At 69.1% G+C, this 26,429-nt stretch carries 31 protein-coding genes; 14 read left to right on the top strand and 17 right to left on the bottom strand.

All coding sequences use genetic code 11. The features are described 5' to 3' along the window. The coding region (locus tag ACOJTB_RS07410; RefSeq protein ID WP_420101884.1) for an ATP-binding cassette domain-containing protein at positions 1 to 204 on the bottom strand (204 nt) is incomplete at its 3' end. Between the two features lie 49 nt (positions 205 to 253). Further along, the gene (locus ACOJTB_RS07405; RefSeq protein WP_420101883.1) at positions 254 to 1,255 is read right to left on the bottom strand and encodes a BMP family lipoprotein; all 1,002 of its coding nucleotides are present in this window, start codon (positions 1,253 to 1,255) and stop codon (positions 254 to 256) included. Positions 1,256 to 1,391: 136 nt separating this feature from the next. On the opposite strand from ACOJTB_RS07405, the gene ACOJTB_RS07400 reads away from it, so the two are divergent. Together ACOJTB_RS07400 and ACOJTB_RS07395 are read left to right on the top strand one after the other, a co-directional pair. Continuing rightward, on the top strand, positions 1,392 to 2,180 hold the full coding sequence (locus ACOJTB_RS07400) for a HesA/MoeB/ThiF family protein (protein ID WP_420101882.1): 789 nt from the start codon (positions 1,392 to 1,394) through the stop codon (positions 2,178 to 2,180). A 9-nt stretch (positions 2,181 to 2,189) separates the two neighbouring features. Beyond that, a complete protein-coding gene (locus ACOJTB_RS07395; protein WP_420101881.1) occupies positions 2,190 to 2,780 on the top strand; it encodes a histidine phosphatase family protein in 591 nt (196 codons plus the stop codon). Between the two features lie 146 nt (positions 2,781 to 2,926). Here the strand turns inward: ACOJTB_RS07395 and gshB are convergent, their stop codons facing one another. From gshB to rsmI, 3 genes are all read right to left on the bottom strand, one after another. After that, positions 2,927 to 3,871, bottom strand: coding sequence for a glutathione synthase (gshB, locus tag ACOJTB_RS07390; protein WP_420101880.1), 945 nt, complete (start codon positions 3,869 to 3,871; stop codon positions 2,927 to 2,929). Positions 3,872 to 3,943: 72 nt separating this feature from the next. Next, a complete protein-coding gene (locus ACOJTB_RS07385) occupies positions 3,944 to 4,339 on the bottom strand; it encodes a YraN family protein (protein WP_420101879.1) in 396 nt (131 codons plus the stop codon). Continuing rightward, positions 4,336 to 5,244, bottom strand: a complete 909-nt coding sequence (gene rsmI / locus ACOJTB_RS07380) for a 16S rRNA (cytidine(1402)-2'-O)-methyltransferase (RefSeq protein ID WP_420101878.1) — start codon at positions 5,242 to 5,244, stop codon at positions 4,336 to 4,338. The genes ACOJTB_RS07385 and rsmI overlap by 4 nt, the downstream gene beginning before the upstream one ends. A 190-nt stretch (positions 5,245 to 5,434) precedes the next feature. Between rsmI and ACOJTB_RS07375 the strand changes: the two genes are divergently transcribed. Further along, the gene (locus ACOJTB_RS07375) at positions 5,435 to 6,637 is read left to right on the top strand and encodes a penicillin-binding protein activator (protein WP_420101877.1); all 1,203 of its coding nucleotides are present in this window, start codon (positions 5,435 to 5,437) and stop codon (positions 6,635 to 6,637) included. 33 nt (positions 6,638 to 6,670) lie between these two features. Here the strand turns inward: ACOJTB_RS07375 and ACOJTB_RS07370 are convergent, their stop codons facing one another. After that, the gene (locus ACOJTB_RS07370; RefSeq protein WP_420101876.1) at positions 6,671 to 8,875 is read right to left on the bottom strand and encodes a protein-disulfide reductase DsbD family protein; all 2,205 of its coding nucleotides are present in this window, start codon (positions 8,873 to 8,875) and stop codon (positions 6,671 to 6,673) included. A 164-nt stretch (positions 8,876 to 9,039) separates the two neighbouring features. Here ACOJTB_RS07370 and ACOJTB_RS07365 point away from each other — a divergent pair, with 164 nt between their 5' ends. Continuing rightward, positions 9,040 to 9,888, top strand: a complete 849-nt coding sequence (locus tag ACOJTB_RS07365; protein ID WP_420101875.1) for an SDR family NAD(P)-dependent oxidoreductase — start codon at positions 9,040 to 9,042, stop codon at positions 9,886 to 9,888. A gap of 56 nt (positions 9,889 to 9,944) precedes the next feature. Here ACOJTB_RS07365 and ACOJTB_RS07360 read toward each other — a convergent pair whose 3' ends face one another. Continuing rightward, entirely contained in the window at positions 9,945 to 10,322 is a 378-nt protein-coding gene (locus ACOJTB_RS07360) for a response regulator (protein WP_420101874.1), read from the bottom strand. 146 nt (positions 10,323 to 10,468) lie between these two features. Beyond that, complete coding sequence (locus ACOJTB_RS07355; protein WP_420101873.1) at positions 10,469 to 10,969, bottom strand: DUF992 domain-containing protein; 501 nt, start codon at positions 10,967 to 10,969, stop codon at positions 10,469 to 10,471. A 114-nt stretch (positions 10,970 to 11,083) separates the two neighbouring features. Between ACOJTB_RS07355 and ACOJTB_RS07350 the strand changes: the two genes are divergently transcribed. Continuing rightward, positions 11,084 to 11,326, top strand: coding sequence for a hypothetical protein (locus ACOJTB_RS07350; RefSeq protein WP_420101872.1), 243 nt, complete (start codon positions 11,084 to 11,086; stop codon positions 11,324 to 11,326). A 21-nt stretch (positions 11,327 to 11,347) separates the two neighbouring features. Here ACOJTB_RS07350 and ACOJTB_RS07345 read toward each other — a convergent pair whose 3' ends face one another. Together ACOJTB_RS07345 and ACOJTB_RS07340 are read right to left on the bottom strand one after the other, a co-directional pair. Next, positions 11,348 to 12,136 (bottom strand): extensin-like domain-containing protein, encoded by a 789-nt coding sequence (locus ACOJTB_RS07345; protein ID WP_420101886.1) that lies wholly within the window; start codon positions 12,134 to 12,136, stop codon positions 11,348 to 11,350. A 332-nt stretch (positions 12,137 to 12,468) separates the two neighbouring features. Beyond that, positions 12,469 to 13,263, bottom strand: coding sequence for a response regulator (locus tag ACOJTB_RS07340; RefSeq protein ID WP_420101871.1), 795 nt, complete (start codon positions 13,261 to 13,263; stop codon positions 12,469 to 12,471). Positions 13,264 to 13,468: 205 nt separating this feature from the next. On the opposite strand from ACOJTB_RS07340, the gene ACOJTB_RS07335 reads away from it, so the two are divergent. Genes ACOJTB_RS07335 through ACOJTB_RS07325 form a run of 3 tightly spaced genes read left to right on the top strand, consistent with a single transcriptional unit; the run spans position 13,469 to position 15,889 of the window. After that, positions 13,469 to 13,693, top strand: coding sequence for a NepR family anti-sigma factor (locus tag ACOJTB_RS07335; protein ID WP_420101870.1), 225 nt, complete (start codon positions 13,469 to 13,471; stop codon positions 13,691 to 13,693). Continuing rightward, positions 13,680 to 14,240, top strand: a complete 561-nt coding sequence (locus tag ACOJTB_RS07330) for a sigma-70 family RNA polymerase sigma factor (protein WP_420101869.1) — start codon at positions 13,680 to 13,682, stop codon at positions 14,238 to 14,240. The genes ACOJTB_RS07335 and ACOJTB_RS07330 overlap by 14 nt, the downstream gene beginning before the upstream one ends. Further along, positions 14,240 to 15,889: a histidine kinase dimerization/phosphoacceptor domain -containing protein gene (locus ACOJTB_RS07325; protein ID WP_420101868.1), complete on the top strand. Its 1,650-nt coding sequence runs from the start codon at positions 14,240 to 14,242 to the stop codon at positions 15,887 to 15,889. The genes ACOJTB_RS07330 and ACOJTB_RS07325 overlap by 1 nt, the downstream gene beginning before the upstream one ends. A 49-nt stretch (positions 15,890 to 15,938) precedes the next feature. Here ACOJTB_RS07325 and ACOJTB_RS07320 read toward each other — a convergent pair whose 3' ends face one another. Together ACOJTB_RS07320 and ACOJTB_RS07315 are read right to left on the bottom strand one after the other, a co-directional pair. Continuing rightward, the gene (locus tag ACOJTB_RS07320) at positions 15,939 to 16,850 is read right to left on the bottom strand and encodes a transglutaminase family protein (RefSeq protein ID WP_420101867.1); all 912 of its coding nucleotides are present in this window, start codon (positions 16,848 to 16,850) and stop codon (positions 15,939 to 15,941) included. Positions 16,851 to 16,976: 126 nt separating this feature from the next. Then, positions 16,977 to 17,396 carry a hypothetical protein gene (locus ACOJTB_RS07315; protein ID WP_420101866.1) on the bottom strand — a complete coding sequence of 140 codons (420 nt, stop codon included), beginning with the start codon at positions 17,394 to 17,396 and terminating at the stop codon, positions 16,977 to 16,979. 10 nt (positions 17,397 to 17,406) lie between these two features. Here ACOJTB_RS07315 and ACOJTB_RS07310 point away from each other — a divergent pair, with 10 nt between their 5' ends. The 3 genes from ACOJTB_RS07310 (at position 17,407) to ACOJTB_RS07300 (ending at position 20,154) form a co-directional block, all read left to right on the top strand. Then, the gene (locus ACOJTB_RS07310; protein ID WP_420101865.1) at positions 17,407 to 18,249 is read left to right on the top strand and encodes a Crp/Fnr family transcriptional regulator; all 843 of its coding nucleotides are present in this window, start codon (positions 17,407 to 17,409) and stop codon (positions 18,247 to 18,249) included. Positions 18,250 to 18,366: 117 nt separating this feature from the next. After that, a complete protein-coding gene (locus ACOJTB_RS07305) occupies positions 18,367 to 19,161 on the top strand; it encodes a class I SAM-dependent methyltransferase (RefSeq protein ID WP_420101864.1) in 795 nt (264 codons plus the stop codon). A gap of 63 nt (positions 19,162 to 19,224) precedes the next feature. Next, on the top strand, positions 19,225 to 20,154 hold the full coding sequence (locus tag ACOJTB_RS07300; RefSeq protein ID WP_420101863.1) for a glutaminase: 930 nt from the start codon (positions 19,225 to 19,227) through the stop codon (positions 20,152 to 20,154). A gap of 44 nt (positions 20,155 to 20,198) precedes the next feature. Here the strand turns inward: ACOJTB_RS07300 and hemW are convergent, their stop codons facing one another. The 3 genes from hemW to rph form a co-directional block, all read right to left on the bottom strand. Then, a complete protein-coding gene (hemW, locus tag ACOJTB_RS07295) occupies positions 20,199 to 21,398 on the bottom strand; it encodes a radical SAM family heme chaperone HemW (protein ID WP_420101862.1) in 1,200 nt (399 codons plus the stop codon). Beyond that, positions 21,395 to 22,045: an RdgB/HAM1 family non-canonical purine NTP pyrophosphatase gene (rdgB, locus tag ACOJTB_RS07290; protein WP_420101861.1), complete on the bottom strand. Its 651-nt coding sequence runs from the start codon at positions 22,043 to 22,045 to the stop codon at positions 21,395 to 21,397. The genes hemW and rdgB overlap by 4 nt, the downstream gene beginning before the upstream one ends. Positions 22,046 to 22,206: 161 nt before the next feature. Beyond that, the gene (gene rph / locus ACOJTB_RS07285) at positions 22,207 to 22,923 is read right to left on the bottom strand and encodes a ribonuclease PH (RefSeq protein WP_420101860.1); all 717 of its coding nucleotides are present in this window, start codon (positions 22,921 to 22,923) and stop codon (positions 22,207 to 22,209) included. Positions 22,924 to 23,067: 144 nt separating this feature from the next. Here rph and hrcA point away from each other — a divergent pair, with 144 nt between their 5' ends. The 3 genes from hrcA to ACOJTB_RS07270 all read left to right on the top strand — a co-directional run bounded on the left by hrcA (position 23,068) and on the right by ACOJTB_RS07270 (position 25,124). Next, entirely contained in the window at positions 23,068 to 24,153 is a 1,086-nt protein-coding gene (gene hrcA, locus ACOJTB_RS07280) for a heat-inducible transcriptional repressor HrcA (RefSeq protein ID WP_420101859.1), read from the top strand. Positions 24,154 to 24,188: 35 nt separating this feature from the next. Then, positions 24,189 to 24,809 carry an ankyrin repeat domain-containing protein gene (locus tag ACOJTB_RS07275; RefSeq protein WP_420101858.1) on the top strand — a complete coding sequence of 207 codons (621 nt, stop codon included), beginning with the start codon at positions 24,189 to 24,191 and terminating at the stop codon, positions 24,807 to 24,809. A gap of 63 nt (positions 24,810 to 24,872) precedes the next feature. After that, positions 24,873 to 25,124: a DUF3297 family protein gene (locus ACOJTB_RS07270; RefSeq protein ID WP_420101857.1), complete on the top strand. Its 252-nt coding sequence runs from the start codon at positions 24,873 to 24,875 to the stop codon at positions 25,122 to 25,124. Between the two features lie 144 nt (positions 25,125 to 25,268). Here the strand turns inward: ACOJTB_RS07270 and ACOJTB_RS07265 are convergent, their stop codons facing one another. Then, positions 25,269 to 25,793: a GNAT family N-acetyltransferase gene (locus tag ACOJTB_RS07265; protein ID WP_420101856.1), complete on the bottom strand. Its 525-nt coding sequence runs from the start codon at positions 25,791 to 25,793 to the stop codon at positions 25,269 to 25,271. Then, positions 25,790 to 26,386, bottom strand: coding sequence for a helix-turn-helix domain-containing protein (locus ACOJTB_RS07260; protein WP_420101855.1), 597 nt, complete (start codon positions 26,384 to 26,386; stop codon positions 25,790 to 25,792). Before ACOJTB_RS07260 ends, ACOJTB_RS07265 begins: the two co-directional genes overlap by 4 nt. Between the last annotated feature and the right edge of the window lie 43 nt (positions 26,387 to 26,429).

Below are 26,429 nucleotides of genomic sequence, written 5' to 3'. Positions count from 1 at the left end.
CGGCGCGCCCTTGACCCTGATCTCGCCGGAATCGGCCTCGTAGAAGCCGTAGAGAATTGACATCAGCGTCGATTTCCCGGCGCCGTTCTCGCCGACGATGCCGTGGATCGAGCCGGGCGCCACCGCCAGCGAGACATCCCTGTTCGCCTGCACGGCGCCGAAGCGCTTCGAGATGCCGATGAGTTCGATGGCGGGCGGCGTCATGGCGCTGCGACCGCGGGGCGAGCCTCGCCCCGCGCGAAGGCCACCTGCATCACATCGTGCATTTCTGGTCCGACATATAGTCGTGGACCTGCACCGTGCCGGCGATGATGTCGGCCTTAGCCTTGTCGGCGGCGGCCTTCATCTCGGGGGTGATCAGCGCCTTGTTGGCGTCGTCCAGCGCCCAGTCGATGCCGCCTTCCTTGAGGCCCAGCACCGACAGGCCCGGCTTCCAGGAGCCGTCGCGCGCCGCCATGAAGGAGGCGTATGCCGCCGTGTCGACACGCTTGAGCATCGAGGTGAGGATCTTGCCGGGATGCAGCGCATTCTGATTGGAATCGACGCCGATGCCGAGCTTGCCGGCATCCGCCGCCGCGCGCAGCACGCCGATGCCGGTGGCGCCGGCGGCGTGGTAGATCACATCCGCGCCGCGGTCGATCTGCGATTTGGCGAGCTCGCCGCCCTTGACCGGATCCGCCCAGGCGGCCGGGGTCGAGCCGGTCATGTTCTGGAAGATTTCGGCCTTGGGCTTGGCCGCCTTGACGCCCTGGACATAGCCGCAGGCGAATTTGCGGATGAGCGGAATGTCCATGCCGCCGACGAAGCCGAGCTTGTCGGATTTGGAGGCCATCGCGCCGAGCAGGCCGACGAGATAAGAGCCCTCATGCTCCTTGAAGACCACCGACTGCACGTTGGGCAGATCGACGACCATGTCGATGATCGTGAATTTCAGATTGGGAAATTCGGCCGCCACCTTCTGCAGCGCCGTCGCCTGGCTGAAGCCGACGGCGATGATCGGCGAGTTTCCGTCCCGCGCGAAGCGGCGCAGCGCCTGCTCGATCTGCGCGTCGTTGGTCGGCTCGAAATCGCGGAAATCGACGCCGGTTTCCTTCTTGAACTTCTCGGCGCCGATGAAGACGCCCTCGTTGAAGGATTTGTCGAATTTACCGCCCTTGTCATAGACGATCGCAGGCTTGATCGCCTGCTGGGCCAAGGCGCCCATGGCCGAGAGCGCCACGCCGGCGAGCGCCGCCGCAAAAGAAGCCAACCGCATGAAACCATTCCCCTGTTGCAGCGGGCGCCTGTTGCCGGCGCCTCCATGCCTTACGATGGCACGGGCGCGCGGCGCGGCCAAGACGTCGCGTCATGCTGCGATTGCCGCGCCCGCGGCGGGGGGCTAAACCCAGGTCATGAGCCTCAGCGATGACGAGATCGAGCGCTATGCCCGCCATATCGTCCTGCCCGAGATCGGCGGGCCGGGGCAGCAGAAGCTGAAGAACGCCCGCGTGCTGGTGGTCGGCGCCGGCGGGCTGGGGGCCCCGCTGATCCAGTATCTGGCGGCCGCCGGCATCGGCAAGATCGGCATCGTCGACGACGACGTGGTGTCGCTCTCCAATCTCCAGCGCCAGACGATCTTCACCACGCAGGATATCGGCGCGCACAAGGCGGTGGCGGCGGCGCGCTTCGTTCGCGATCTCAACCCCGAGGTGATCGTCGAGGAGCACGTCACCCGCATCGACGCGCATAATGCGCGGGCGATGGTCGCATTCTACGATGTGGTCGTGGAAGGGTCGGACAATTTCGAGACGCGCTATGCGGTTTCCGACGCCTGCTTCCACGAGAAAAAACCGGTGGTGATGGGAGCGCTCGGCCGCTTCGACGGCTCGCTCACCACGATCCGCGCCCATGAGACCGCCGCCGATGGCCGCCCCAACCCGAGCTGGCGCTGCCTGTTCCCGGAGGCTCCGCCGCCCGGCGCGATCCCCACCTGCGCGCAGGCTGGCGTGCTCGGCGCGCTGCCGGGGGTCGTCGGCTCGCTGATGGCGCTGGAGACGATCCGCGCGGTCACGGGCTTCGGCGAGCCGCTGGTCGGCAAGCTGCTGCTGATCGACGCGCTGACCCTTCGCTTCGAGACCCTGCGCTATGGCTGGGACGAGGAGAATCCGCTGAGCGGGCACGCCGCTCCCGCACCGACCTGAGAGCACGCGATGCGCGCGCTCTTCATCACCCATCCCGAAGTCGTCATCGACCCGCAGGTCCCGGTGCCGCAATGGCCGCTCTCGCCGCGCGGGCGCGAGCGGGTGGCGTTGATGGCGGGCAAGCTCGCCGCGGCCGGGGCGAGCGCCGTCTGGTCGAGCGACGAGCGCAAGGCGATGGACGGGGCCGAGATCCTGGCGGCGCAGCTGCGGCTGCCGCATCATGTCCTGCCCGAATTGGGCGAAAACGACCGCTCCGCGACGGGCTATATTCCGGAGCCCGAATTCAGCCGCGTCGCCGCGGAATTCTTCGCCAACCCGACCCGGAGTGTGCGCGGCTGGGCGACGGCGGCGGCCGAGCAGGAGCGGATCGTCGCGGCGATCCAGGCGGTGGCCGCGCGGGCCGATGAGGGGCTGCAGCTCATCGTCTCGCATGGCGGCGTCGGCCGGCTGCTCAGGGCGCGGCTGGAGGGCGTGCCGATCGGCGCGGAATCGAAGCCCGGCAATCCGCGCGGGGGCTGCTGCATGCTGCTGAGCGCGCCGCCTTTCGCCGCGCTCTCGCGCTGGATCGACATCGAGGAGTGGCCAGCGACGGCTAAATGAACGCCCGTCAAGGACGCACGGACCCGGCCCGTCATCCCGGGCTTGCCCCGGGATCCATCGAAGGGCACGGGAGCTTTACGATGGATCCCTGATCAGCGCGGCTTCGCCGCTCGTCCGAGATGACGGCGTGGCGGTGTGAAGAGCGTTCAACCCGCGCGCTTGGCCTCGATCACGTCGAAGAGCTGCGCCGCCAGATCCGGCCCGCCGAGCTTCTTGATCGCGCGCACGCCGGTGGGGGCGGTGACGTTGATCTCGGTCAGCTTGCCGTGGATCACGTCGATGCCGACGAGCAGCAGGCCGCGGCGGCTGAGCTCGGGGCCGATCGCCTCGCAAATTTCCAGCTCCTTCTTCGACAAATCGGTCGGGCGGGCCGCGCCGCCGCGCACCATATTGGCGCGCAGATCGCCCGCCGCCGGGACGCGGTTGACCGCGCCGGCCGCCTTGCCGTCGATCAGGATGATGCGCTTGTCGCCCTCCGAAACCTCCTTGATGAAGCCCTGCACCACCCAGGGCTCGCGGAAGAGGTTCGAGAACAGGTCGAACAGCGAGCCGAAATTCGGGTCGTCCTTGCCGGTCTTGAACACCGTCGCGCCGCCATGGCCGTAGAGCGGCTTCATCACGATCTCGCCGAACTCGTCGCGGAAGGCCTCGATCTCGGCCCGGTCGCGGGTGATCAGCGTCGGCGGCATCAGCTCCGGGAAATGGGTGACGAAGATCTTTTCGGGCGCGTTGCGCACCTCGGTGGGGTTGTTCACCACCAGCGTCTTGGGGTGGACCCGCTCCAGCATATGGGTGGTGGTGACATAGGCCATGTCGAAGGGCGGGTCCTGCCGCAGCAGCACGACATCGAGCGTCGAGAGGTCCACCTTCTCCTCGGTCCCGAGCGTGAAATGGTCGCCCTCGACATCGCGGACCGTCACCGGGCGCATGCGGGCCGTGACGGTGCCGTCGCGCAGCGAAAGCTTCTCGGGCGTATAGGTGTAGAGCGTATGGCCACGCTCCTGCGCCTCCAGCATCAGGGCGAAGCCGGTATCGCCGGCGATCCGGATGCGCTCGATCGGGTCCATCTGGATGGCGACGGAAAGGGTCATCGGCAGTCTTCCTGTTGCGGCCGGGCTCTTATCGGCCGGCCGGTGCGGACCCCGCAAGTGGGTGGCCCTGCGTCACAGGACAAGGTCGAAGGCGGCGGGCACATGGCGTGGCGCGCGCCAGGGGGCGAGGAACACCGCATCGGCCCGCAGATCATGGCCGACGGCCCAGGGATTGCGGGCGAGCCATTGCCGGACCCGCCGCTCGACCAGCCGCCGCTTTTCGGCGGTGACGGCCGCCATCGCATCCTCGATGCGGCTGCGCGCCTTGACCTCGACGAAGGCGATGGTGCGCCCGCGCCGCATCACGAGGTCGATCTCGCCGCCCTTGCCGCCGAAACGCCGGTCGAGCAGCCGGTAGCCCTTCGCCGAAAGCCAGAGAATCGCGAGCCATTCCGCCCGCCGGCCGGCGAGGCCGGAGCGCCGGGCCTGCCGGCTGCGGCGCGCCGAACGCTCGCCCGCCTCGCTCAAGGGGTCTCGCGGGTCAGCTCGAGCGCGCGGGCATACACCTTGCGGCGCGGCTGGCCGGTCTGGGCCGCGACCTGCGCCACCGCCTCCTTCAGCGACAGCCGGGCCATCGCATCCTTCAGCCGCTCGTCGATGACGTCACCGGCCGGCAGCAGCTCCTGCGCCCCCGGCGGGCCGATGATCACGACGATCTCGCCGCGCGGATCCTCCTCGCCGTCGTAATGGGCCGCGAGGTCCGGCAGTGTGCCGCGCTGGACCGTCTCGTGGAACTTGGTCAGTTCGCGCGCTACCGCCGCGGCGCGCGGTCCCAGCACGGCGGCGGCATCGGCCAGCATTTCGGCGAGGCGGCGCGGGGATTCGAAGAAGACCAGCGTGCCGGGGATCGCCGCCAGCTCCGTCAGCCGGGTCTTCCGCCCGGCCGATTTGGGCGGCAGGAAGCCCTCGAAGAAGAAGCGATCGGTCGGCAACCCCGCCAGCACCAAAGCCGCCAGCACAGCGGAGGGGCCGGGAATGCCGGTCACCGGCAGGCCTTCCGCCACCAGCTCGGCGACGAGCTTGTAGCCGGGGTCGGAGACGAGCGGCGTGCCGGCATCCGAGATCAAGGCGAGCTTGCCGCCCTCGCGCAGTTTGGCCAGCACCTTCGGCCGCATCTGCTCGGCGTTGTGCTCGTGATAGGGGTAGAGCGGCGTGGCGATGCCGTAATGCGCCAGAAGCGTCTTCGAGGTGCGGGTGTCCTCGGCCAGGATCGCGTCGGCCGCCGCCAGCGTCGCCAGGGCGCGGAAGGAGATGTCGCGCAGATTGCCGATGGGGGTCGCGACGATATGCAGCCCCGGCGCCAGCGGCTCGGCCTCGGCCTTGAGGCCGAAGGCGGTGTAGCTGGGCGCGCGGGTCGGGGCGTCGGTCGTCATGGTGCCACGCTGCCACAGGGCCGGGCGAAGCGCCACGCCGGGCGGCGTGCGACGCGGTTCAACCCATAGTTAACAACTTGAAAATACACTCCGGCACTGGCACGAGTCCCCCGGGGGGACGGCACTGGCCCGGCGAGGGCCGACATGCCGGCAGGCTGCGTCGCCCGCCGGCCAGAGTGGAGATGAGCCCGTGTTCGAGAATCGGACCGTCGCATCCTTCCGGCGCTACCGGGCGCATCTGCTCGCCGCCTCGGTGGCTCTGCTGCTGAGTGCCTGCGGCGGCGGTCCCGCCGGCGTGCCTGGCTTCGACAGTGGCAGCGCCGAGCCGGCGGCACCCTCCGGCCAGACCCTCGGCACCGGCAAGGTCAAGGTCGGTCTCATCCTGCCGCTCGGCGCCGAGGGGCAAGGCGGCGTGGTCGGCAACTCGCTGAAGAACGCCGCCGAGCTGGCGCTGGCCGAATTCCCCAATGCCGACCTCACCATCCTCGTCAAGGACGATCGCGGCACGGCCGAGGGCGCCCGCGCCGCCGCCCAGCAGGCCATCGGCGAAGGGGCGGAGCTGATCATCGGGCCGCTGTTCGCGCCCTCCGTCCAGGCGGTGGGGCAGGTCGCGAAAGCCGCCAACCGGCCGGTCATGGCCTTCTCCAGCGATTCCAACGTCGCCTCGCGCGGCGTCTATCTGCTCTCCTTCCCGCCCGAGAACGATGTCGAGCGCGTCATCGCCTTCGCGGCGCAGCAGGGCCGCAAATCCTTCGCCGCCCTTGTGCCGGACACCGCCTATGGCAAGGTGGTGGAGGCTGCGTTCCAGCAGACGGCGGCGGCGCGCGGCGTGCGCGTCGTCATCATCGAGCGCTTCGGCGCGGATGCTGCGGCGATGCAGGCCTCGGTGCAGCGGCTGATGCCGGCGCTGGCACAGGCCGATGCGCTGTTCGTGCCGGCCGGAGCCGACACCATGCCGGCCCTCGCGCAGGCGCTGCAGCAGGCCGGCTTCGATCCGCGCAAGGTCAAGCCGCTCGGCACCGGCGTATGGAACGACCAGAGCATGGCGCAGATCCCCGCGCTGAACGGCGGTTGGTTCGCCTCCCCCGACACGGCGGGGTTCAACGCCTTCGCGGCGCGCTACCAGCAGCGCTTCAACGCCACGCCGACGCGCACGGCCACGCTGGCCTATGACGCCGTCTCGCTGGCGGCGGCGCTGGCCCGCACGCAGGGCTCGCAGCGCTTCTCCGAAGCCGTGCTGACCAACGCCTCCGGCTTTGCCGGCGCGGATGGCGTCTTCCGCTTCCGCCCGGACGGGCAGGTCGAGCGCGGCCTCGCCGTCCTCGAAATGCGCAACGGCCAGATCGTCACCGTCAACGCCGCCCCGCGCGATCTCGGCGCGCGCACGCCGTAACCTCGACCGAGCCTCGCATACGGCGGCTGTGCGTCAGCGGGCCGAGGCCGCCCTTTCGGCCGCGGCGACGATCGTGTCGGGCGTCAGCAATTGCGGCAGGGTCTCGGGGGCGGCGTCCTTGCGGCCCGGATAGACCAGATAGAGCGGCACGCCCGCCCGTCCCTGCTCGGCCAGGGCCTGGGCGATGCGGGCGTCGCGATTGGTCCAGTCGCCCTTCAGATAGGTCACGCCGAGCCGGGCGAAGGCATCCTTCACCTCCTGCCGGGACAGCGCCACCCGCTCATTGGCGAGGCAGGTGATGCACCAGGCCGCGGTGAAATTGACGAAGACCGGCTTGCCCTGCGCCTGCAGCGCGGCGACGCGCTCGGGCGACCAGGGCTGCGTGTCGCCGGCCCGCGCCTCTCCGGCCGGGCCGGGCACGGCCGTCTCGACCGTGAACCAGCCCGCCGCCGAGAGCGCCGCGGCGGCGAGGGCCAGGCCTGCCAGGCGCCGGCCGGCAGGGCCGCGCGTGACACCCAGGATCCAGACGGCGAACCCCGCCGCCAGCACGGCGACGAGCGCGGCCAGCACGCCCTGTGGGCCTGTCTGCACCGCGGCGACCCAGATCAGCCAGATCGCGGTCGCGAACATCGGGAAGGCGAAGGCCTGTTTCAGCACCAGCATCCAGCGGCCCGGCTTCGGCAGCAGCCGTAACAGGCCCGGCGCGAAGGCGAGCGCGACCACCGGCAAGGCGAAGCCGAGGCCGAGCGCGAGGAAGACGGCGAGCGCGACCGGCGCGGCCTGCGTCACCGCATAGCCCATCGCCGCGCCCATGAAGGGCGCCGTGCAGGGCGTCGCCACCAGCACGGCGAGCACGCCGGTCATGAGCGCGCCGAGCCGCCCGCCGCGTCTGGCGAGGCCGTCGCCCGCTCCGGTGACCGAGCCGCCGATCTCATAAGCGCCCATCAGGTTGAGCCCGATCAGCACCATCACCACCGCGAGCGCGATCACCAGCGGCGGCGATTGCAGCTGAAAGCCCCAGCCGACCTGCGTGCCCAGCGCGCCGAGGCCGATGACGAGGGCGGCCAGCAGACAGAAGCTCGCCAGCACGCCGAGGAGGAACAGCAGGCCCTGCTCGCGGGTCTCGCTCCGGCTGCGATGCGCCAGCTGCGCGAAGCCCAGCGCCTTGATGAACAGCACGGGCAGCACGCAAGGCATCAGATTGAGCACCAGCCCCCCGGCGAAGGCGAGCGCGAGCGCCGCCAGCAGAGTCAGGTCGGAGCCCGGCGCCGGCAGCGGGATCGCGACCGGCTGCGGTGCCGGCGCTGATCCAGCGGCTGCGGCAGGGGCGCTCGCCGCCAAAGCCGGGTCGATCTCCGCCACCAGTTCCAGCGCGCGCGGCGTGCCGTTGTCGTCATAGGTCAGCACGCCATTCACCTCCGCCCCCGCCAGGGCGAAGGAGCCGGAGCGCGCCAGCGTGAGGGTCGGAACGGGCCCCGGCACCAGGCTCTGCCCGGCCGCGTGCTCGATCAGCGAATCGGAAACGGGGAAGAACCGCACATCGCGCGCCCCGGCCGGCAGGCCCGGCAGGGCGAGCTCGAGCTGCGCGCCCTCGCCCGAAAGGCGGCCCCGGAAGCCGGCCGGCTTGGGAAGCGCGGCGAGCGCCGCGTCGATGGTGCGGGTCGCCGCCTCGTCGCCGATGCCGCTGGCGGCGACCGGCAGGTCGAGCGCGAAGAACCCTTCCTCCGGAATGCAGACCTTCTCGCAGACCAGCCAGGTCGCGCGCGCGGAGATGGGGAAGCGGTCGCCCGGCCTCGCATTGCGCGGGACCGTGATTTCCACCGGCAGGACGACCGTGCCCTCGAAACCGAAATTGACCAGCGGCTCAACGCGGATGGCCTTCGGCACGGGCCAGGCGATGGGGCCGGCCTCGGCGCCCGGCGGCAAGGTCCATTCGATCCGGGTCGGCTCGCCCGAATCGCCGGGGTTCTGCCAATAGCTGTGCCAGTGCGGGGCCAGCTTCTGCACCAGCGCGACGCGGACGGTCTCGCCGGGAGCGACGGCATCGCGGTTCGCGATCAGCGTCGCGGTGACGCGCGGGGACCCCACCGGCGCGCTTTCCGCAGCCGCCGCGAGCGAGGGCAGCAGCGCCAGCCCCAGCCCGGCCGCGAGCCCCGTCGCGGCAGGACGGAGGCGGCGCGACTTGCGCATCCATGCGGCTGCGGCAGCCGCCATGAGGCTCGTCAGGGTCGTCGGCATGGCGTCCTCATGCCGCATGCGCGCCGCCAAGGCCAATGACAAGGCGGTGACCCTGACGAGCGCCGGATGCGGGGAGCGGCCCGGCCGCCGGGGCCGGCAGCGCCATCATCTCGCCGCGAGGCGCGGTTCATCTCCGCCGCGTCCCACAGCCAGACGAGATTTCCATGACGCCTCATCCCGCTCTCATCGCCGCCCATGTCGCCGTCGTGACCGGCGGGGCCTCCGGCATCGGCTTCGCCGCGGCCCGTGCCTTCGCCGAACTCGGCCTCAAGGTGGTGATCGCCGACCATGACGGCGAGGCGCTGAAGGCCGCAGGTCAGGTGCTGGCGACGCTGGCTGGTCACGACAACGTGCTGGCGCAGCAGGTGGACGTGGCCCGCCGCGAGGAGGTCGCGGCCTTGCAGGAGGCGGTGCTCGCCCGCTTCGGCCGGGTGCATGTGCTGATGAACAATGCCGGCATTCAGCGCGAAAGCAGCATCTTCGGCTCCGACCCCGTCTGGCGGGACACGCTCGCCATCAATCTAGGCGGTGTCGTCAACGGCACGCAGCTCTTCGGGCCCGGCATGGTCGCCCATGGCGAGCCGGCGGTGATCATCAATACCGGGTCGAAGCAGGGAATCACCACGCCGCCGGGCAACCCGGCCTACAACGTTGCTAAAGCCGGCGTGAAGGTGTTCACCGAGGCGCTGCAGCACGAATTGCGCAACACGCCCGGCTGCAGGGTTTCGGCGCATCTGCTCATCCCAGGCTTCGTCTTCACGCCCCTGACCGCGCGAGGGCGGATCGAGAAGCCAGACGGCGCATGGACGCCGGAGCAGACCGTCGACTTCATGCTGGAGAGGGTCGCCGCCGGAGATTTCTACATTCTCTGCCCGGACGGCGAGACCAGCCGCGCGACCGATGAAAAGCGCATGGAATGGGCGATGGGCGATATCATCGAGAACCGCCCGCCCTTGTCGCGCTGGCATGAGGGCTATGGCGAAGCGTTCAAGCGCTTCGTGGCGGGCGCATAGGGTCAAGAGGTCGCCCAGGCGAGGGCGCCCGGCTGCAGCCGGCGCCACCCGCCCGGTCAGACCGGGCTCTTGGCCAAAGGACCGCCGATCGCGGCGACCACGAAGGCCGCGACCTCTCGGGTCGAGAACGGCTTGCGCAGAAAATGGGCGGAGCGCAGGGGCGTCGGCACCTCGTGCGGGGCCGAGCCGGAGACGAAGGCGAAGGGCGTGCCGGTCTGCTGCAGCTCCGTGGCCACCTCAAAGGTCTTGCCGTCGATCACGTCGATGTCCAGCAGCGCGCAGGCGAGACGGTCCGCCGCCGCCTTGCGCGCGGCCGCCACCGACTCCACCACAATCAGCTCCACCCCATCGCCGAGCTGCTCAGCCACCGCGGACTCGATGTCCATGGCGATGAACGGATCGTCTTCGACGATGAGAACGCGGATATCAGCCATGACGACAGATTTCCCACTCACCAAGCACGGGTCCGCCACGAGAACGCGGCAGCAATCGCTATGTTCCTCGCCAGCCGAGGGGCGATCGCATCGATTTGAGTCAAGTGTGCGCCGAGGGTCTTAGGAAATGGTAACGCGCGGCGTCCTCAGCGCCGGCGCCGCGGCGGGTTGAGCGCGAGCTCCAGCTCCGAAACGCCGATCGCGATATTGACGCCGCGCAGGCTCTGCACCGCGAGCGAGCGCAGCGAGACCCGTCCGGACTTGCCGCCGACCAGAATCGGGGCGCCGACAGATCCGTCGGGGCCCGGCCGGCCACCGCCCGCCTGATAAGGCCCGCTCAGCGCACCCAGCGGCGCGCGCGCATAGGGACCGAAGACGCGCCAGCTCATCCGCGTGCCGCGCATGGCGCCGAGATCCATGCCGAATTTGCGCACGGTCGCGGTGTAGTACTGGATGGGGCCGCGGCGCGGGTGGTAGCGGCACGCCATCGGCCGCTGTCCTGCGGTGACCGCGGCCGCATTGGGGCCGATGGTGCAGGAGAGCCGGCCCGAGGGCGGGCCGGACTGCGCGAAAGCCGTCGTCGCCGAGGCCAGGAGCCAGGCCAGCGCCGCCACCGCAAGCCCGCCGCGGACATGCCCAATGCTCATTTCGATGCTCCTGACGAAAACGGGAGTGAACGCCCTAACTTGCCCACAGTTCCTCCCCATTGGAACCACGGATTCCCTATTGCGTTGAACCCGCATCTTGGCATGGGGAAGGCAATGTCGGGGAATTCACTGCAATCGACGAGCAGGATCGTCGCTTCCGGCGATGTGGCCGATAAGCCTGTGCCGCCCTTCTGGGAACTGGAAGACCTCCTGACGGCCGGCGTGGACCGCGAGGCGGCGCTGGTCGTGATGGCGAGCCGCCGCCGGCGCCCGACCCTCGCCCCCAATGGCAAGGGACGGCCAGCCGGGCGTATAGGCCCGCGTTTCGGAGCATCGCTGCGCATCGTCAGGGCCTGACCGCCGATTGCGGCGGCTGCCTTACTGGCAGAAGCGAGAAGCCGCTTGGCGACGCTGCTGAATATCGACATGCAGATGGTCGGCATGCGCCGCATCCGACCCCGGGCCGAGAGCGGTCGCAAAGGCGCCGCAGGCCGATTGTCGGATCCCCTCCAAAAAGCGCGATTCGGCAGCCGATCTGGGGGCGGCGACGCTGATCTCGCGGCTATCCGTGCCGCTGCCGATGCGGAAGCCCGCGATATCGAGCGCCTTGCCGGTGGCGTGCTCGCTGAGCGGGCCGGTAGCAGCACGGTTGCGGCGGCGGCATTCCAGGCCTCCGCCGACACGCAGACTGGTCAGCTCGACGCCGAAAGAGCCCCGCGCCAGCGGCGCGGCACTGGCATCCAGCCAATGCGCGACCGCCCTCGCCATGGCGCAGGCGAGCACGGGAGGCGGATCGAGGCGGACGGAGGTTCCCGGCGTACCCTGCAGGCCGAGCGCCTCGACGACGACAGGCTGCTCGACCTGGCAGGCGGCGTCGGCCTGCGCGCCGATGGGAGCCGGTTTCACGCGAGTGCCCGTGACGGCGCCGAGGGCGGCGAGGCAGTTATCCGAGGCACGCGACGCGGCGGTGGGCGGGTTTTGGACCGGTGTGCCCGGCGACGTGGAAGCTGGCGGGACGGGCTCGTCCGAAGGCTTGGCCGGAGCCTCTCGCGCGCCGGGCAGATCGAGCGGCCTCGCCGGCGGCAGCGGCGTCGCGGTTTGGGCTTCCCGCGAGCCCGCGTCACCGGGGCCGGCGAAGGACGGCGTCGCGGCCAGTGCGAATGCCACACCGGCCGACAGGGCGATCAGGAGGCGCCTCAGCTGTCGAGCGCCACGGCGCTGACCACGGCGAGCGCCGTCAGGCCCGCCAGAACGAGAGACAGCATCTGCCCGCCCATGGCGTCCACCGGGACCGCCCCTGTCACAAGGGCGGCCGCTATCGAGCTCGCGCCGATGATCGCTGCGATACATGTCGCCGCCATTGTCCATACCCTCCCCGGTTGCGAAAGCCGTCGCTGACACGCGAACGTCTCCGGAGCTCTCGGGTTCCGGCCCTGAACGTGCGAAACCCGCGGAGATCCGCGGGTTTCGGGAAGGGTCCAAAACGGACGCTGGATCGGTCAGGCGGCCTTGCGGCCGGCGCGCCGATCGAAGAAGAGCGCTTGGCTGATGGCGGCCTTCACGGCCTCGGGCTGGAACGGCTTGGTGATCAGGAAGGCCGGCTCCGGCCGGTCGCCCGTGAGCAGACGCTCCGGATAGGCGGTGATGAAGATCACCGGCACGTCGATCGAGGAGAGGATCTCGTTGACCGCATCGAGGCCGGAGCTGCCATCGGCGAGCTGGATATCGGCGAGCACGAGACCCGGGCGCTTCTTCGCCACCAGGGCGATCGCCTCGCGCTGGGTGCGGGCGACGCCGGTGACCGAATGGCCGAGCTCTTCCACCATCGTCTCGATATCGAGGGCGATGATCGGCTCGTCCTCGATGATGAGGACATCCGTCGCCACCTGCTCGGCGATCTCCTGACCCGCAGTCTGGATCAGCGCGGCGGCATCCGCCGACGAGACGTTCATGATCGCGCCGACCTCGTCGATCGAAAAGCCCTCGACCGTGCGCAGCAGGAAGGCCTGGCGCGGGCGCGGCGTCAGCGCCTCCAGATTGCGCTCGGCGGGGGCGCGCCCCAGTTCGACCACCGGCTCGCTGGCGTCGATCCCGGTCGAAGACCAGAGCTTCAGGAAGATGCGGTAAAGGCCGATGCGCGGATCGAGGTCGCGCGGAAAGCCGGAGGGATCGGCGACGAGCGCCTCGAGCATCGCGACGACATGCGCGTCCCCGCTCGCCTGGGTTCCGCTGAGCGCGCGCGCGAAGCGGCGCAGATAGGGCAGATGCGGCGCAATTTCCTTGGCAATCGACATGAATGCGTCCTTTTTATCGTTCTGCGATAATGGCTTGCACGCAGCGAGAGACAAGGAATTTATTTTTTCTTTCGGCCGGAACCTTTTGGCGAAACCCCTGTTAATAGGGCGCATTGGTGTTGCCATCCGCGCCTTCGATCGGCTGCATCATGGAAGGCTGTCCGAGACCCGCTGAATAAGGCGGGCGCGGCGTGCGAGGGCTGTGATGACGAATACGGATTCAGCAATGTCGGAACCCGGAGCGGGCGATAATGACGATCTCGACATGATTCTGGATCCGAAAGTTCAGGAATCCATCGGTCGCTCCCTGAAGGCCCATTACGACGACATCATCAACGCGCCGGTGCCGGACAAATTCCTCGTGCTGCTGGCGCAGCTGGAAGCGACCGAGCAGCGCGCATCGGGAGTGTCGTCCGATGAGCGCGAATGACTTCAAGGACGGCCTCATCAAGGAGATCCCGAATCTGCGCGCCTTCGCCGCGTCGCTGTCGGGCTCGATGCAGCTCGCCGACGATCTGGTGCAGGACACCCTGCTGAAGGCCTGGGGGAATTCGGACAAGTTCGAGCCCGGCACCAGCCTGCGCGCCTGGCTCTTCACCATTCTGCGCAACACCTATTATTCGCTCTACCGCAAGCGCGGCCGTGAGGTGCAGGACAGCGAGGGCACCTATGCCGAGCGGATGGCGACGCATGGCAACCAGGAAAGCCATCTCGACCTCGCCGATTTCCGCAAGGCGCTCGCCAAGCTGCCGGAGGAGCAGCGCGAAGTGCTGATCATGGTCGGCGCGACCGGTCTTTCCTACGAGGAAGCGGCCGAGATCTGCGGCGTCGCGATCGGCACCATCAAGAGCCGCGTCAACCGCGCCCGCACCAAGCTCGCCGAGCTGCTGTCGATCGGCAGCGTGGACGATCTCGGGCCCGACCGCACCAGCGCCGCCGCCATGCAGAGAATGGGCTCCGAAACCATCGGATCTTGATGCGCCTTGCTCGCTTCAGCACCGTCAGGGGCCGGCTTCTCGCGCTCCTGATCGCCATCGCGCTGCCGATTGCATGCGTGACGGCTCTGGCTGCGGCGACCGCCTATCGTTCCATCACCGATGCGATCGCTGCCTCTCAGGTCCAGGCGGCGGATGATTTCGCGGTTCGCACCCGCATCTGGTATCGCGGAGCGCTGCGTTCGCTCCTGTCCTTCGGGGCGGGCATGCCGGCTGCCCAGATCCAGCCCGAGCTCTGCCGGCGCGCCGCTCTGGCCATGCTGGCGGAGGTCCGCGGCTACGAGGCGGTGCTGCTGCGAACCGCAGATGGCCGCAGTTGCGCCGCCAGCCGCGACGGCTCGATCCCGACCGAATCTCTGCAGCAGACCGCGGATCGGCTGCGACAGGCTCCGCCGGTCGCCAACTGGGGCGGGGTCGAGCTCGCCCAGGCGCATTACGGCGACGTTTCGGTGGGCGGACGGCGCCTTCTGGCCGTCCACGCCATGAATGCCGATCCGGAGCCGGGGGAATTGCGCGACGGGCTGCTGCTGGTCGATCCGCAGATTCTCGACAGCGTCTTCGATCTCGGCCATGCCGGGGCCGGGATGAGCGTCGCGCTGCTCTCGCGGGGCGGGGGCGTGGTCGCCAGCCGGGGCGAGTTCAAGCCGGGCTGGCTGCCGGCCGACGAAGCGATCCCGGATCAGGGGGGCCGCTGGACGGGGCGCAGCCGCGACGGCACCGAGCGGGTCTTCGCGGCCCGGCTGGTGGCCGAACCCGGATTCTACGTCATCGCCGGCTTCGACGACACGCGCGGCCGGGCCGCGCGCCTGCAATTCGCCGTGCTTCTGCTCGCGCCGCTGCTGACGCTCGCTTTGCTCGGCGCGGTCTATCTGCGCGCGCTCGACAAGCATTGCCTGCGCTGGCTGCGCGGCATCGAGAGCGCGGCCCGCTCGCGCGGCTCGAGCCGCGAGGCGCGGGCGGCCGTGGGAGACGACATGCCCAGCGACATCCGGAGCGTGGCCGAAGCCTTCAACACGATGGTCTCCGAGCAGGAGGTGCGCCAGCGCCGCCTGCAGACGGCGCTGGACGACAACCGCTTCCTCGTCCGAGAGCTGCACCACCGGGTGAAAAATAGCCTGCAGGTGGTGCAGAGCTATATCGGGCTGAGCAAGCGCGACTATCACAGCGAGGCGAGGCTGGCCCTGGCTGATGCCGAGTGCCGCGTGCATGTGCTCTCGGCCGCTTATCGCTTCACTCTCGCCGATGGCGAGATGCAGCCGGTCCGCGTCGACCTGTTCCTGGAAGACGTCGTGACGATGATCTCGAACCTGATCGCGACCCGCGAGCAATCGGTCACGGTGCGGATCGAGACAGAGGCGGTGCTGTCGGTCGACCGCATCATTCCGCTGGGATTCGTCGTGGCGGATGTGGCCTCGCGCGTGCTGCGCAGCAGCCCGATCGTCGCCATCAGCGTGTCGGTCGTCGATATCGACGCCGAGACGATCGACATTCACCTGGAAGCCGATCGCGAGATCGCGCATCGCGAGCCGCCGCGTCTCTTCGCGGGGCTGCTGTCGCAGATCCAGGCTGTGCAGAGTGCCAGGCCGCAGGGCCGCGATCTCGGCCGCTGGCGCGTGCGGCACGACGCCTGAGTCCGGCAAACGCGGAGGCGGCGCCGATCGTCCGGAATGACCGAGAGGCTCAGGCGGCCGTGGGCGCGGCGAGAAGCGGCTGCTCGTCGGGCGCCGGGACGGGGTCGATGGTGACGCCGACGCTGAGGCCGATGAAGGACCCGGTCAGCCCGATGAAGCTGCCGGAGATCGGCGAGGCGTCCTCCGGCACGCGCGCCACCGCAACCCGCAGCAACTGCCGATCGGCCACCAGATCATTGGTGGGATCGAACTCGATCCAGCCATCGCCCGGGATGAACACATCGGCCCAGGCATGAGTCAGACCGACGGGGGAGACGAGCCCCGCCGCATCGGGCGTGACGTCCTGGATATAGCCGGTGACGAAGCGCGCGGCGAAGCCGAGTCGCCGCGCCAGCTCGATGAAGAGCCAGGCATAGTCGCGGCAGGACCCATGGCCGAGCAGCAGCGTATCGGCCGGGTGCTGGGTGCCCTCGTCATAGCGAACGGCATAGCTCAGCCCGGCATAGATGGCGTGAGAGAGGTCGCGCAGGGGATGGCCGGTGTCCGCCTGCGGCCGCGCATGGAAATCGGCGAGCCAGCGCTCGAGCACCCCATCGGCATCGGCGGCGGCAGGCTCGAAATAGGGCGAGAGCACCGCCCGCTCACTGTCGCTATAGGCGATGCCGGAGAACACCGCTTCCGGGGCGAGCCGGCTGTGAGGCACAGCCGGGCCGAATCGTTCCAGCGTCAATTCGCTGACGATGTCCAACGTGTCCGACATCTCGCTGAATTCCGCGATCGCAACCGGATTGCCATAGGCGTCGTGCAGCCAGCGCAGATCCGCCTGCGGGGTGATCGTCAGCGCCGTGTCGACGACGCGCAGATCGAAGCTGTCGCGCGGGCGTAGCATCAGCCGATGCGGGCCGAACTGGACGGGCTGCGTGTAGCGATAGGTCGTGGCGTGGCGGATGCGCAGATACATCGGGTTTCCGCGGGTTTGGCTGTCGCAGGCGCTGGAAAAAAACAAGCCGCCTTTCAGGCGGCTTAGAAGTTTAGCGCGAGGGTGCGCACCGTGATAACGCGGCAGGAGGCCGCCGGTTCCATGCCGTCAGCGCAAAAACGTCGCGCTGTCGGCGGTCTGCCTGTCGGCCTGGGCCAACGCCTGGCGCGTCGAGGACTGGATGGCGCGCTGCGCCGCGTTCTCGCTGCGCTCGGAGCGGTCGACCGCGGCCATGCGGGTCTTGCCCGCCGGCTCGGCGCCACGCATCGCGGCGATGGTCGTCGAACTCTGATCGCTCGGAATCTGCAGGCCGGACCCGAAGGTAAGACCGCCGACGACGAGGCCCATGCAACCGAAGAAGACCAGGGCACGCTTGGCGGGGGCGAAGCTGTCCTTCAGCATCTTGATCTCCCAAAGCCCACCGGCCTCCTGGCCGGCCTTTCTGGCAGGGAAAACGCAGGAAATCCTGCGAAGGTTCCCGAAAGCGGTGATCCCCCCGAAAGTTGCAAGCCACCGGCGAGCGGCCACAGACCCTCTCGTGGACGAAAACGGGACGTGGTATGCGTCACCCTCGCACCGCTTCGCGCTTCGTCTGCGCCTGCGGATGGAGGAATTGCGCGACGTGATCAGCCAGACCATGAGGCCGGGGCGTATGGGCACGCCCTGTCTGGCCTGCCCCTTGCGCCTGAAACCTGCCTTCAAAGACAAGACGGACGACGAGATCCGCTTCATCCAGGGCATGAAGGTCGATCACCGCGTGGTGCCGGCCGGGAGCGACATCATCCATCCCGGCCAGGAGGATGCCGAGCTCTACACGCTCTTTTCAGGCTGGGCCTTCCGCTACAAATCGCTGCCGGACGGGCGCAGGCAGATTCTCAACATCCTCCTGCCGGGGGATCTGGTGGGCCTGCAGGCCTCGCTGCTGGCCGCTGCCGAACACGGCATCGAGGCACTGACCGAGGTCGAGCTTTGCGTCTTCCCGCGCAAGCGCGTCTGGGATCTGTTCGTGAAGATGCCGAGCCTCGCCTATGAACTTTCCTGGCTGGGCTCGCGCGAGGAATGCATGGTCGACGACAATCTGACGTCGGTCGGCCAGCGCAATGCCGGCGAGCGCATCGCGGCGCTGATCATCACACTCTATCACCGCGCCGATGCGCTCGGCCTCGTCGTCGACGGCAGTTTCGAGTTCCCGCTGTCGCAGCAGCAGCTGGCCGATGCGCTGGGGCTTTCTCTGGTCCACACCAGCAAGACCTGGTCGCGCCTGCGCAAGGCGGGGCTGTTTACGCTCGCCAGCGGGCGGCTGACGCTGCTGAACCCGCGCCTGACCGCCCATATGGCCGCGATCTACGACCAGTCGAGCGCACCGCGCCCGCTGATCTGATCGCGGCTTTGCGGGCGGCGCAGCATCGAATTCTCTTGGCGCGGCGGGTGACTTGACCCCATAAGCGGGGCGATTAACGTCTCGTTGCGCCGGCGTCCCCGTGCGTTAAGGATTGGCATGGCTTCCACGACACGACAGCGTCCCCCGCGCGCGATCTCCATCGCGGCCCGCCTGGGCCAGACGCGCGTCGCCAGCCGGCTGGAGGGCGAGGTTCGCGTCACGGCCGCCGATCTGGTCGACAGCGTGGCGGAGGCCAAGCTGAAGGTCGCCGCCGTCCGCTTCAAGGTCGAGAGCGAGATGCGCAGCAAGACCGAGAAGCTGCGCAACCGCGTCACCGAGGCCAAGCTCAAGCTCGGCGACGAGGCGCGCTTCATCAAATCCTGGATCGACGATCCCGGCCGCACCGGCTCGGTAACGCCTTCAAGCCCGGCACTGGCGCGGCGCATGGCCTCCTTCGTGGATCCGGCCCAACCCGGTCCCGTCATCGAGATCGGCCCCGGCACGGGCCCGGTGACCGAAGCGCTGATCGAACGCGGCATCGACGAAAGCCGGCTGGTTCTGGTCGAATACAGCCCGGAATTCTGCGAGTTGCTGCGCAAGCGCTTTCCCCGCGCCACGGTGGTGCAGGGTGACGCCTATGCGCTGACGCAGACGCTCGCCGGCCATCTCGGCGAGAAGGCGGTCGCGCTGGTGTCGAGCCTGCCGCTGTTCAACCGCCCGCCGGCAGCGCGCACGGCGCTGGCGAAAGAGGTGTTTCCCCTCCTTGTCGAAGGCGCGCCCTTCATCCAGTTCACCTATTCGGTGATCTCGCCGATCCCGCGCCGCGGCTCGGGGCTGAAGGCCTTCGTCTCCGAATGGGTGCTGCGCAACATTCCGCCCGCGCGCGTCTGGGTCTACCGCCAGGCCTCCTGATCGCGCTGCCGGCATGCGCCGCCGGCTGGTGCTTTCGGCGCGGGGCCGCGGGGGGCGGTAGCGATGACGGATATTGCGAGGCTCGTCAGCGAGATCGCGCAGGAGATGCGCGGCGCCGCCGAGCGCGGCACGGTCGCGAGCTATATCCCGCCGCTCGCCGCCATCGATCCTGGCCGCTTCGGCCTGTGCGTCACGCTGGCCGATGGCAGCGTCCATCTGGCGGGGGACGCCGACGAGCCGTTCTCGATCCAGAGCGTCTCCAAGGTCTTCGCGCTGACGCAGGCGCTGGGCAAGGTCGGCGATTCGCTGTGGCGGCGCGTCGGCCGCGAGCCTTCGGGCACGCCGTTCAACTCGATCGTGCAGCTGGAGCGCGAGGAGGGCGTGCCGCGCAACCCCTTCATCAATGCCGGCGCGATCGTGGTCTGCGACGTCAACCTCGCCGGCCACGAACCGCGTGTGTCGATCGGCGAATTGCTGCGCTTCGTGCGCCATCTCGCCGACGACGAGAGCATCGCGATCGACGAGGCGGTGGCGCGGGCCGAGCAGACGACCGGCTTTCGCAACATCGCGCTGGCCAACTACATGAAGGCCTTCGGCAACCTCACCCATGCGCCGGAGCTGACGCTGGGCGTCTACTTCCATCAATGCGCCATCGCGATGAGCTGCCGCCAGCTCGCCGCGGCGGGGCGCTTCCTGATGCATGGCGGCTCATCGCAGCCCGGAGCGCCGCGCGTCGTCTCGGCCCAGCGCGCCCGGCGGATCAATGCGCTGATGCTGACCTGCGGCCATTACGACGCCTCGGGCGATTTCGCCTTCCGCGTCGGCCTTCCGGGAAAATCGGGCGTCGGCGGCGGCATCCTCGCCATCGCTCCCGGCCAGGCCTCGATCGCGGTGTGGTCGCCGGGGCTCAACGCCAATGGCAACTCGCTGCTCGGCACGCTAGCGCTGGAGCGGCTGACCGAGGCGACGGGCTGGTCGATCTTCGCGGCGTGAAGCGAGGCGCGGGGCCTTCCCGCACGACCGCACTTCGGGATGGCTCAGGCCGCGAGATCGGCGACGAGCGCGTCCAGCAGCAGGGCGCCATCCGGCGTGGCGGCGAGCCGGCCATCGGCGAGGCGGCGCAGCAGCTTCTCCTCGATCAGATTGGCGATCCGCGTCGCGTTCAGCGTCCGGCCCGCCAAGGCCTCGAACACGGCCGGGTCGATGCCCTCGACGAGGCGCAGGCCCATAAGCAGATATTCGTCGCCCTGCGCCTCGGCATCGAGCCGCTCATCCTCGATCAGGGCATGGCCCTCGGCCTCGACCCGGTCCAGCCAGATTTCCGGGCGCTTCTCGGTGGATTGCGCCATGCGGCCCTGCGCCGTCACCAGCCGGCCATGTGCGCCGGGCCCGATGCCGGCATATTCGCCATAGTGCCAGTAGACGAGATTGTGCCGGCACTCGGCGCCGGGACGGGCATGGTTCGAGATCTCGTAGACCGGCAGGCCGTGCCGGGCCGTGATCTCCTGCGTGATCTCGTAGAGCGCCGCGCCCGCCTCGTGGTCCGGAATCGCGAGCTTGCCGGCGCGGAACAGGCGCTCGAAGGCGGTGCCGGGCTCGATGGTGAGCTGGTAGAGCGAGAGATGCTCGGCCGCATGGCTGATCGCCAGCTCCAGCTCGGCGCGCCAGAGCGCCGGGGTCTGGTTCGGGGAGCGTGCATAGATGAGGTCGAAGGAATGACGCTCGAAATAGCGGCGTGCGATCGCGACGGCGGCGAGCGCCTCCTCGGCCGAATGCATCCGGCCCAGCGCCTTGAGATCGGCATCGTTCAGCGCCTGCACGCCGAGCGAGACGCGGTTGACGCCGGCGGCGCGGAAATCGGCGAAGCGCCCGGCCTCGACGCTGGTCGGATTGGCCTCCAGCGAGACCTCGCAGTTCGGGTCGACCGCCCAATGCTCGCCGATGGCATCGAGAATGGCGCCGACCGTGCGCCCTTCCATCAGCGAGGGCGTGCCGCCGCCGAAGAAGATCGAGGAGACCGTCCGGCCCGGCGCCAGCGCCGCCCGATGCGCGATCTCGCGGCGGAAGGCGGCGATGTAGCGGGCCTGATCCGGCGGCTGCAGCCGGACATGGGAGTTGAAGTCGCAATAGGGACATTTGGCCAGGCAGAAGGGCCAATGCACATAGACGGCGAAGCCCGCATCCGCGGTGGGATGCGCGGCAGGCGGCCGCTCAGTGAGGGCGGCCGGGGCGGTCACGCCGGCTTCCGGAGGCAGGCGGCGGCGAGTTCGGCGAAGGCGCGGGCGCGGTGCGAGAGGGCGCCGTCGCGGGTGCCCCAATCGGTGCCGTGCTTCTCCTCGTTGCTCATCTCGCCGAAGGTGCGCTCATGCCCGTCCGGCTGGAAGATCGGATCGTAGCCGAAGCCGGCCGGCCCGCGCGGGCGTTCGGCGACGGTGCCGAAGACCCGGCCCTCGAACAGCTCCTGATGGCCGTCAGGCCAGGCGATGACCAGCGCCGAGACGAAATGCGCGCGGCGCTGGTCGGGCGCCAGCGCGCCACGCTTGGCGAGCTCCATCTGGACGCGGGCGATGGCTGGGGCGAAATCCTTGCCCGGCCCGGCCCAGTTGGCCGAGAACAGGCCGGGCGCGCCGTCCAGCGCATCGATGCAGATGCCGGAATCGTCCGACAGCGCCGGCAGGCCGCTCGCTTTCGTGGCCGCGACCGCCTTGATGGCCGCGTTCTCGGAGAACATCATCCCGTCCTCCGCCGGCTCGGGCAGGCCGAGTTCGCCGGCCGAAACCAGCTCGATGCCATAGGGCGCCAACAGCTCGCGCATCTCGCGCAGCTTGCCCTGGTTATGGGTCGCGATCACGACCTTGCCGGTGAGGAGGCGATGCTCGGCCATTGCAGTTTTCCATCCGTCTCGAACGTGCTCGGTCATCCCGGGCGACCGAAGGGAGACCCGGGATCCATGCCGGAACAGATCAGGCATGGATCCCGGATCGGCGCCGCTCACGCGGCTTGTCCGGGATGACCCGAGCAGATGAAACCAGGCAAGCGATCCAATTAGGCCACCGCCGCCTTCTGGAGAGCGACGAGCTTGCTCACCCCGCCCTTGGCGAGCTTGAGCAGGGCCATCAGCTCGTCCTCGGAGAAGGGCGCGCCCTCGGCCGTGCCCTGCACCTCGACGAGGCCGCCGGAGCCGGTGATGACGAAATTCGCATCGGTCTGGGCGCCGGAATCCTCGACATAGTCGAGATCGATCACGGGATTGCCGGCGACGATGCCGCAGGAGACGGCGGCGACATGGTCCTTGAGGGGGTTCGTCCCCTTGAGCAGGTTGCGGCCTTCCATCCATTTCAGCGCGTCGTGCAGTGCCACCCAGGCGCCGGTGATCGAGGCGGTGCGGGTGCCGCCATCGGCCTGGATGACGTCGCAATCGACGACGATCTGGCGCTCGCCGATCGCGGTGAGATCGACCACGGCGCGCAAGCTACGGCCGACGAGGCGCTGGATTTCCTGGGTGCGGCCGGACGGCTTGCCGGAGGTGACCTCGCGGCGGGTACGCTCATGGGTAGCGCGCGGCAGCATGGAATATTCGGCGGTGACCCAGCCCTTGCCGGTGCCGCGCAGCCAGGGCGGCCCCTTTTCCTCGACGGTGGCGGCGCAGAGCACCTTGGTCTCGCCGAAGGTGACCATGCAGGAGCCTTCCGCATAGCGCACGACGCCGCGTTCGAGCGTGACCTTGCGCATCTCGTCGGCGGCGCGTTTGGAGGGTCGCATGGGTCGGTCCTGATCTTTCTGAGAAGCGCGGCTTTTAGGCGCTCCCACCCGGCGGGGCAAGGCTGGCGGCGGCAACGCCCCTTGATTGCCACCCGCAGCATGACGACAATACGTCCTGATCCGGATTTCGCCCGCACAAGGCCGATGAGCGCACATACGCCCCGCCCCGAGACGATGAGCAGCCTGATCGAGACCGATCAGCGCTCGCGCGAGATCTTCCGCCAGATCGTCGACGGCTATCTGACGACCGGCGAGCCGGTGGGCTCGCGCAACATCGCCCGCCTGCTGCCGATGACCCTGTCGCCCGCCACGGTGCGCAACGTCATGACCGATCTGGAGCTGGCGGGGCTGATCTATGCGCCCCACACCTCCGCCGGGCGCCTGCCGACCGAGCGGGGCCTGCGCTTCTTCGTCGATGCGATGATGGAGGTCGGCAATCTCACCTCCGACGAACGCGGCCGCATCGAAGCGCAGATCAAGGCCGCCGCCGGCCATCGCAGCCTCGACCAGACGCTGGGCGAGGCTTCGGCGCTGCTCTCCGGCCTCTCGCGCGGGGCCGGCGTGGTGGTGACGACCAAGGCCGATCCCCGGCTGAAGCACATCGAATTCGTCCGGCTCGACCCCTCGCGCGCGCTGGTGGTGCTGGTGTCGGAGGACGGCGCGGTCGAAAACCGCCTGCTGGCCCTGCCGCCCGGCCTGCCGGCCTCGGCACTGACGGAGGCGGCGAATTTTCTCAATGCCCGCGCGCTCGGCAAGACGCTCGGCGAATTGCGCGGCGAGATCGCGGCACTGCGCGCCTCGATGGAGCGAGAGCTGGATGCGCTGACGGCGCGGCTCGTCGAAAGCGGCATCGCCACCTCGGCCGGGCCGGGCAGCGACCGGCACCTCATCGTGCGCGGCCAGGCCAATCTGCTGGAAGACCTGCGCGCTCAGGAGGATCTGGAGCGCATCCGCATGCTCTTCGGCGATCTGGAGACGCAGACCGACGTCATCGACCTGCTGACCCGGGCCGAGGAGGGCGACGGGGTGCGGATCTTCATCGGCTCGGAGAACAAGCTGTTCTCGATGTCGGGTTCCTCGATGGTGGCCGCTCCCTTCCGCGATGCCGAGCAGCGCATCGTCGGCGTGGTCGGTATCATCGGGCCGAGGCGGCTGAACTATGCCCGGATCGTGCCGATGGTCGACTACACCGCCAAGGTGGTCGGGCGGCTGCTGGACGGCAGCCGGTGAGGCGACCGGGCGCGGCGCTTCTGGGAGTTCTGTTGATGACGGCGACGATGGCCGAGGCCGCTCCTGCCCTGCTCGCGGCGGCGGAAAGCGGCCGGACGGCGGAGGTCGAGCGGCTGATCGCCTCCGGCGCCGATCTCGAGGCAAGGGATGCGCAGGGGCGTACCGCGCTGCTCCTGGCCGTGGCGGGCAACCATGTCGCCATGGCGAAGGCGCTGCTCGCGGGCAGTGCCAGTCCCAACACGCAGGCCGCCAATCGCGACACACCCTGGCTTCTGGCCGGCGCGTCGGGCCGCACGGAGATCGTCGCGGCGATGCTGCCGCTGAAGCCGGATCTCTCGCTGCGCAACCGCTATGGCGGCAATGCGCTGATTCCGGCCTGCGAGCGGGCGCATGTCGAGACGGTGAAACTGCTCCTGACCAGCGGTATCGACGTCAACCACGTCAATGATCTCGGCTGGACCTGCCTTCTGGAGATCGTGATCCTCGGCGATGGCGGGCCGCGTCATCAGGAGGTAGCGAAGCTCGTGCTGGCGGCCGGGGCCGATCCCAGCCTCGCCGACAAGGACGGCGTCACGCCGCTTGCCCATGCCCGCGCGCGCCGACAAGATGCCGTCGCGGCCCTGATCGAAGCGGCGGGCGGGCGGATGAAGCGCTGAGTTGGCTTTGAAGGCGGAAGCGGCTATCGAGCGGCAGATTTCCCTCGCATCCAGGCCAGACCGATGTCCGACCAGCTTCCCGACCGGCTTTCCGTCAATCCCGACAGCCCCTTCTACAATGAGGAGGTGCTCTCGCGGGACATCGGCATCCGCTTCAAGGGCGTCGAGAAGACCAATGTCGAGGAATATTGCGTTTCCGAAGGCTGGGTGAAGGTCGCGGCCGGCGCCGCCAAGGATCGCTTCGGCCGGCCGATGACGATCACGCTCAAGGGCCCGGTGGAGCCTTATGTGCGCGGCGAGGCGAAGGAAGGCTGAGGCGGGCTCGTCATTCCGGGGCTTCGCACAGCGAAGAACCTGGAACCCATGACAGGGTGAAAGCCTGCAACGGTCCAGGACGGCTCGCCCGGTCGTGGGTTCCGGGTTCGCGCCTGCGGCGCGCCCCGGAATGACAGCGATGCATCACGCCAGGTCCTTGTAGAAAAACGTCGAGCCGCAGAAGGCGCCGTCCGGCATCAGCGCGTAGCGGGGAATGGTGCCCAGTTCCGTCCAGCCGAGCCTTGCGTAAAGCCGGCGTGCCGCGCCCGCTTCATCGGTATCCAGCACCAGCAGATCGCGGCCCTTCTCGCGCGCCACCGCCTCGGCCTTGCGCATCAGCGCCTCGCCGAGGCCCTGCCGGCGAGCGCGGGAATGGACCAGAACCTTGGCGATCTCGGCGCGGTGCGGCTGGTTCGGCTTGCCGATGAGGTGAAGCTGGGCCGTCCCGACGAGCCCGTCGGCGCTGCGGGCGCCCAGCAGCACGATCTGGCCGCCGGCGACGCCGGCGATCACGTCCCGCCAGTAGCGATCGTAATCGGCGGCGCCGTTCCAGTTCATGAAGCCGACCGAAGCACCGCCCGCGACGCAATCGCTCAGGATCTCGGTCAGATCGGCGATGGCCGCCGAAGCGGCGGCGGCATCGAGTTCGATGATGGCGATGGCGGTCATGGCCTTGTCCTGTTCCAGTCATCGGCGGCCGTGAGCACGACCGCATAGCGCGCCGGCACCGCGCCGGGATTATGAAAGCTGATCGGCCCATCCAGCAGCATGGCGAGGCAATCGCCCGGCGTCAGGCGCTGCTCGGTCGCACCGAGCCCGAGGATCAATTCGCCCTCCAGAAGCCAGATCTGCTGGTCGAGACGGAAGCCGGCGCGCGGCGCTTCCAGCAGCACGCGGGCCCCGGCCGGCATTTCGACCTCGACGATCTCGAGCCGGGAGCCCGTGCCTGCCGGCGAGACCGTCCGGCGCAGATAGCCGCTGGCCGGATCGGTCCAGACCGGCTGTGCGGCACGAGGCGAGAACGGCCCGGAGCCGCGCTCCTCGTGAAACAGGGCCGAGATCAGGATGCCGAGGCCGGCGCAGAGCCGGTCCAGGAGGGCCGCGGTCGGGCTCGAGTCGCCGCGTTCCACGCGAGAGATCATGGCGCGGCTCACGCCGGAGCGGCGGGCGAGATCGTCCAGCGTGAGGTCGCGGGCCTGCCGGAGCGCCTTGAGGCGCCGGCCGATGCGCGTATCGAGTTCCAGGCTGTCAATCGATTCCATGATGGTAGATAAAATCCACCATCTGTGAATTCGTCAAGCCTGC

The sequence above is a fragment of the Allobosea sp. genome, from assembly GCF_048595345.1.
In the GTDB taxonomy this organism is placed as follows: domain Bacteria; phylum Pseudomonadota; class Alphaproteobacteria; order Rhizobiales; family Beijerinckiaceae; genus Allobosea.
The sequence above is the reverse complement of the archived record's forward strand: the minus strand, read 5'-3'. Positions and strand labels throughout refer to the sequence as shown.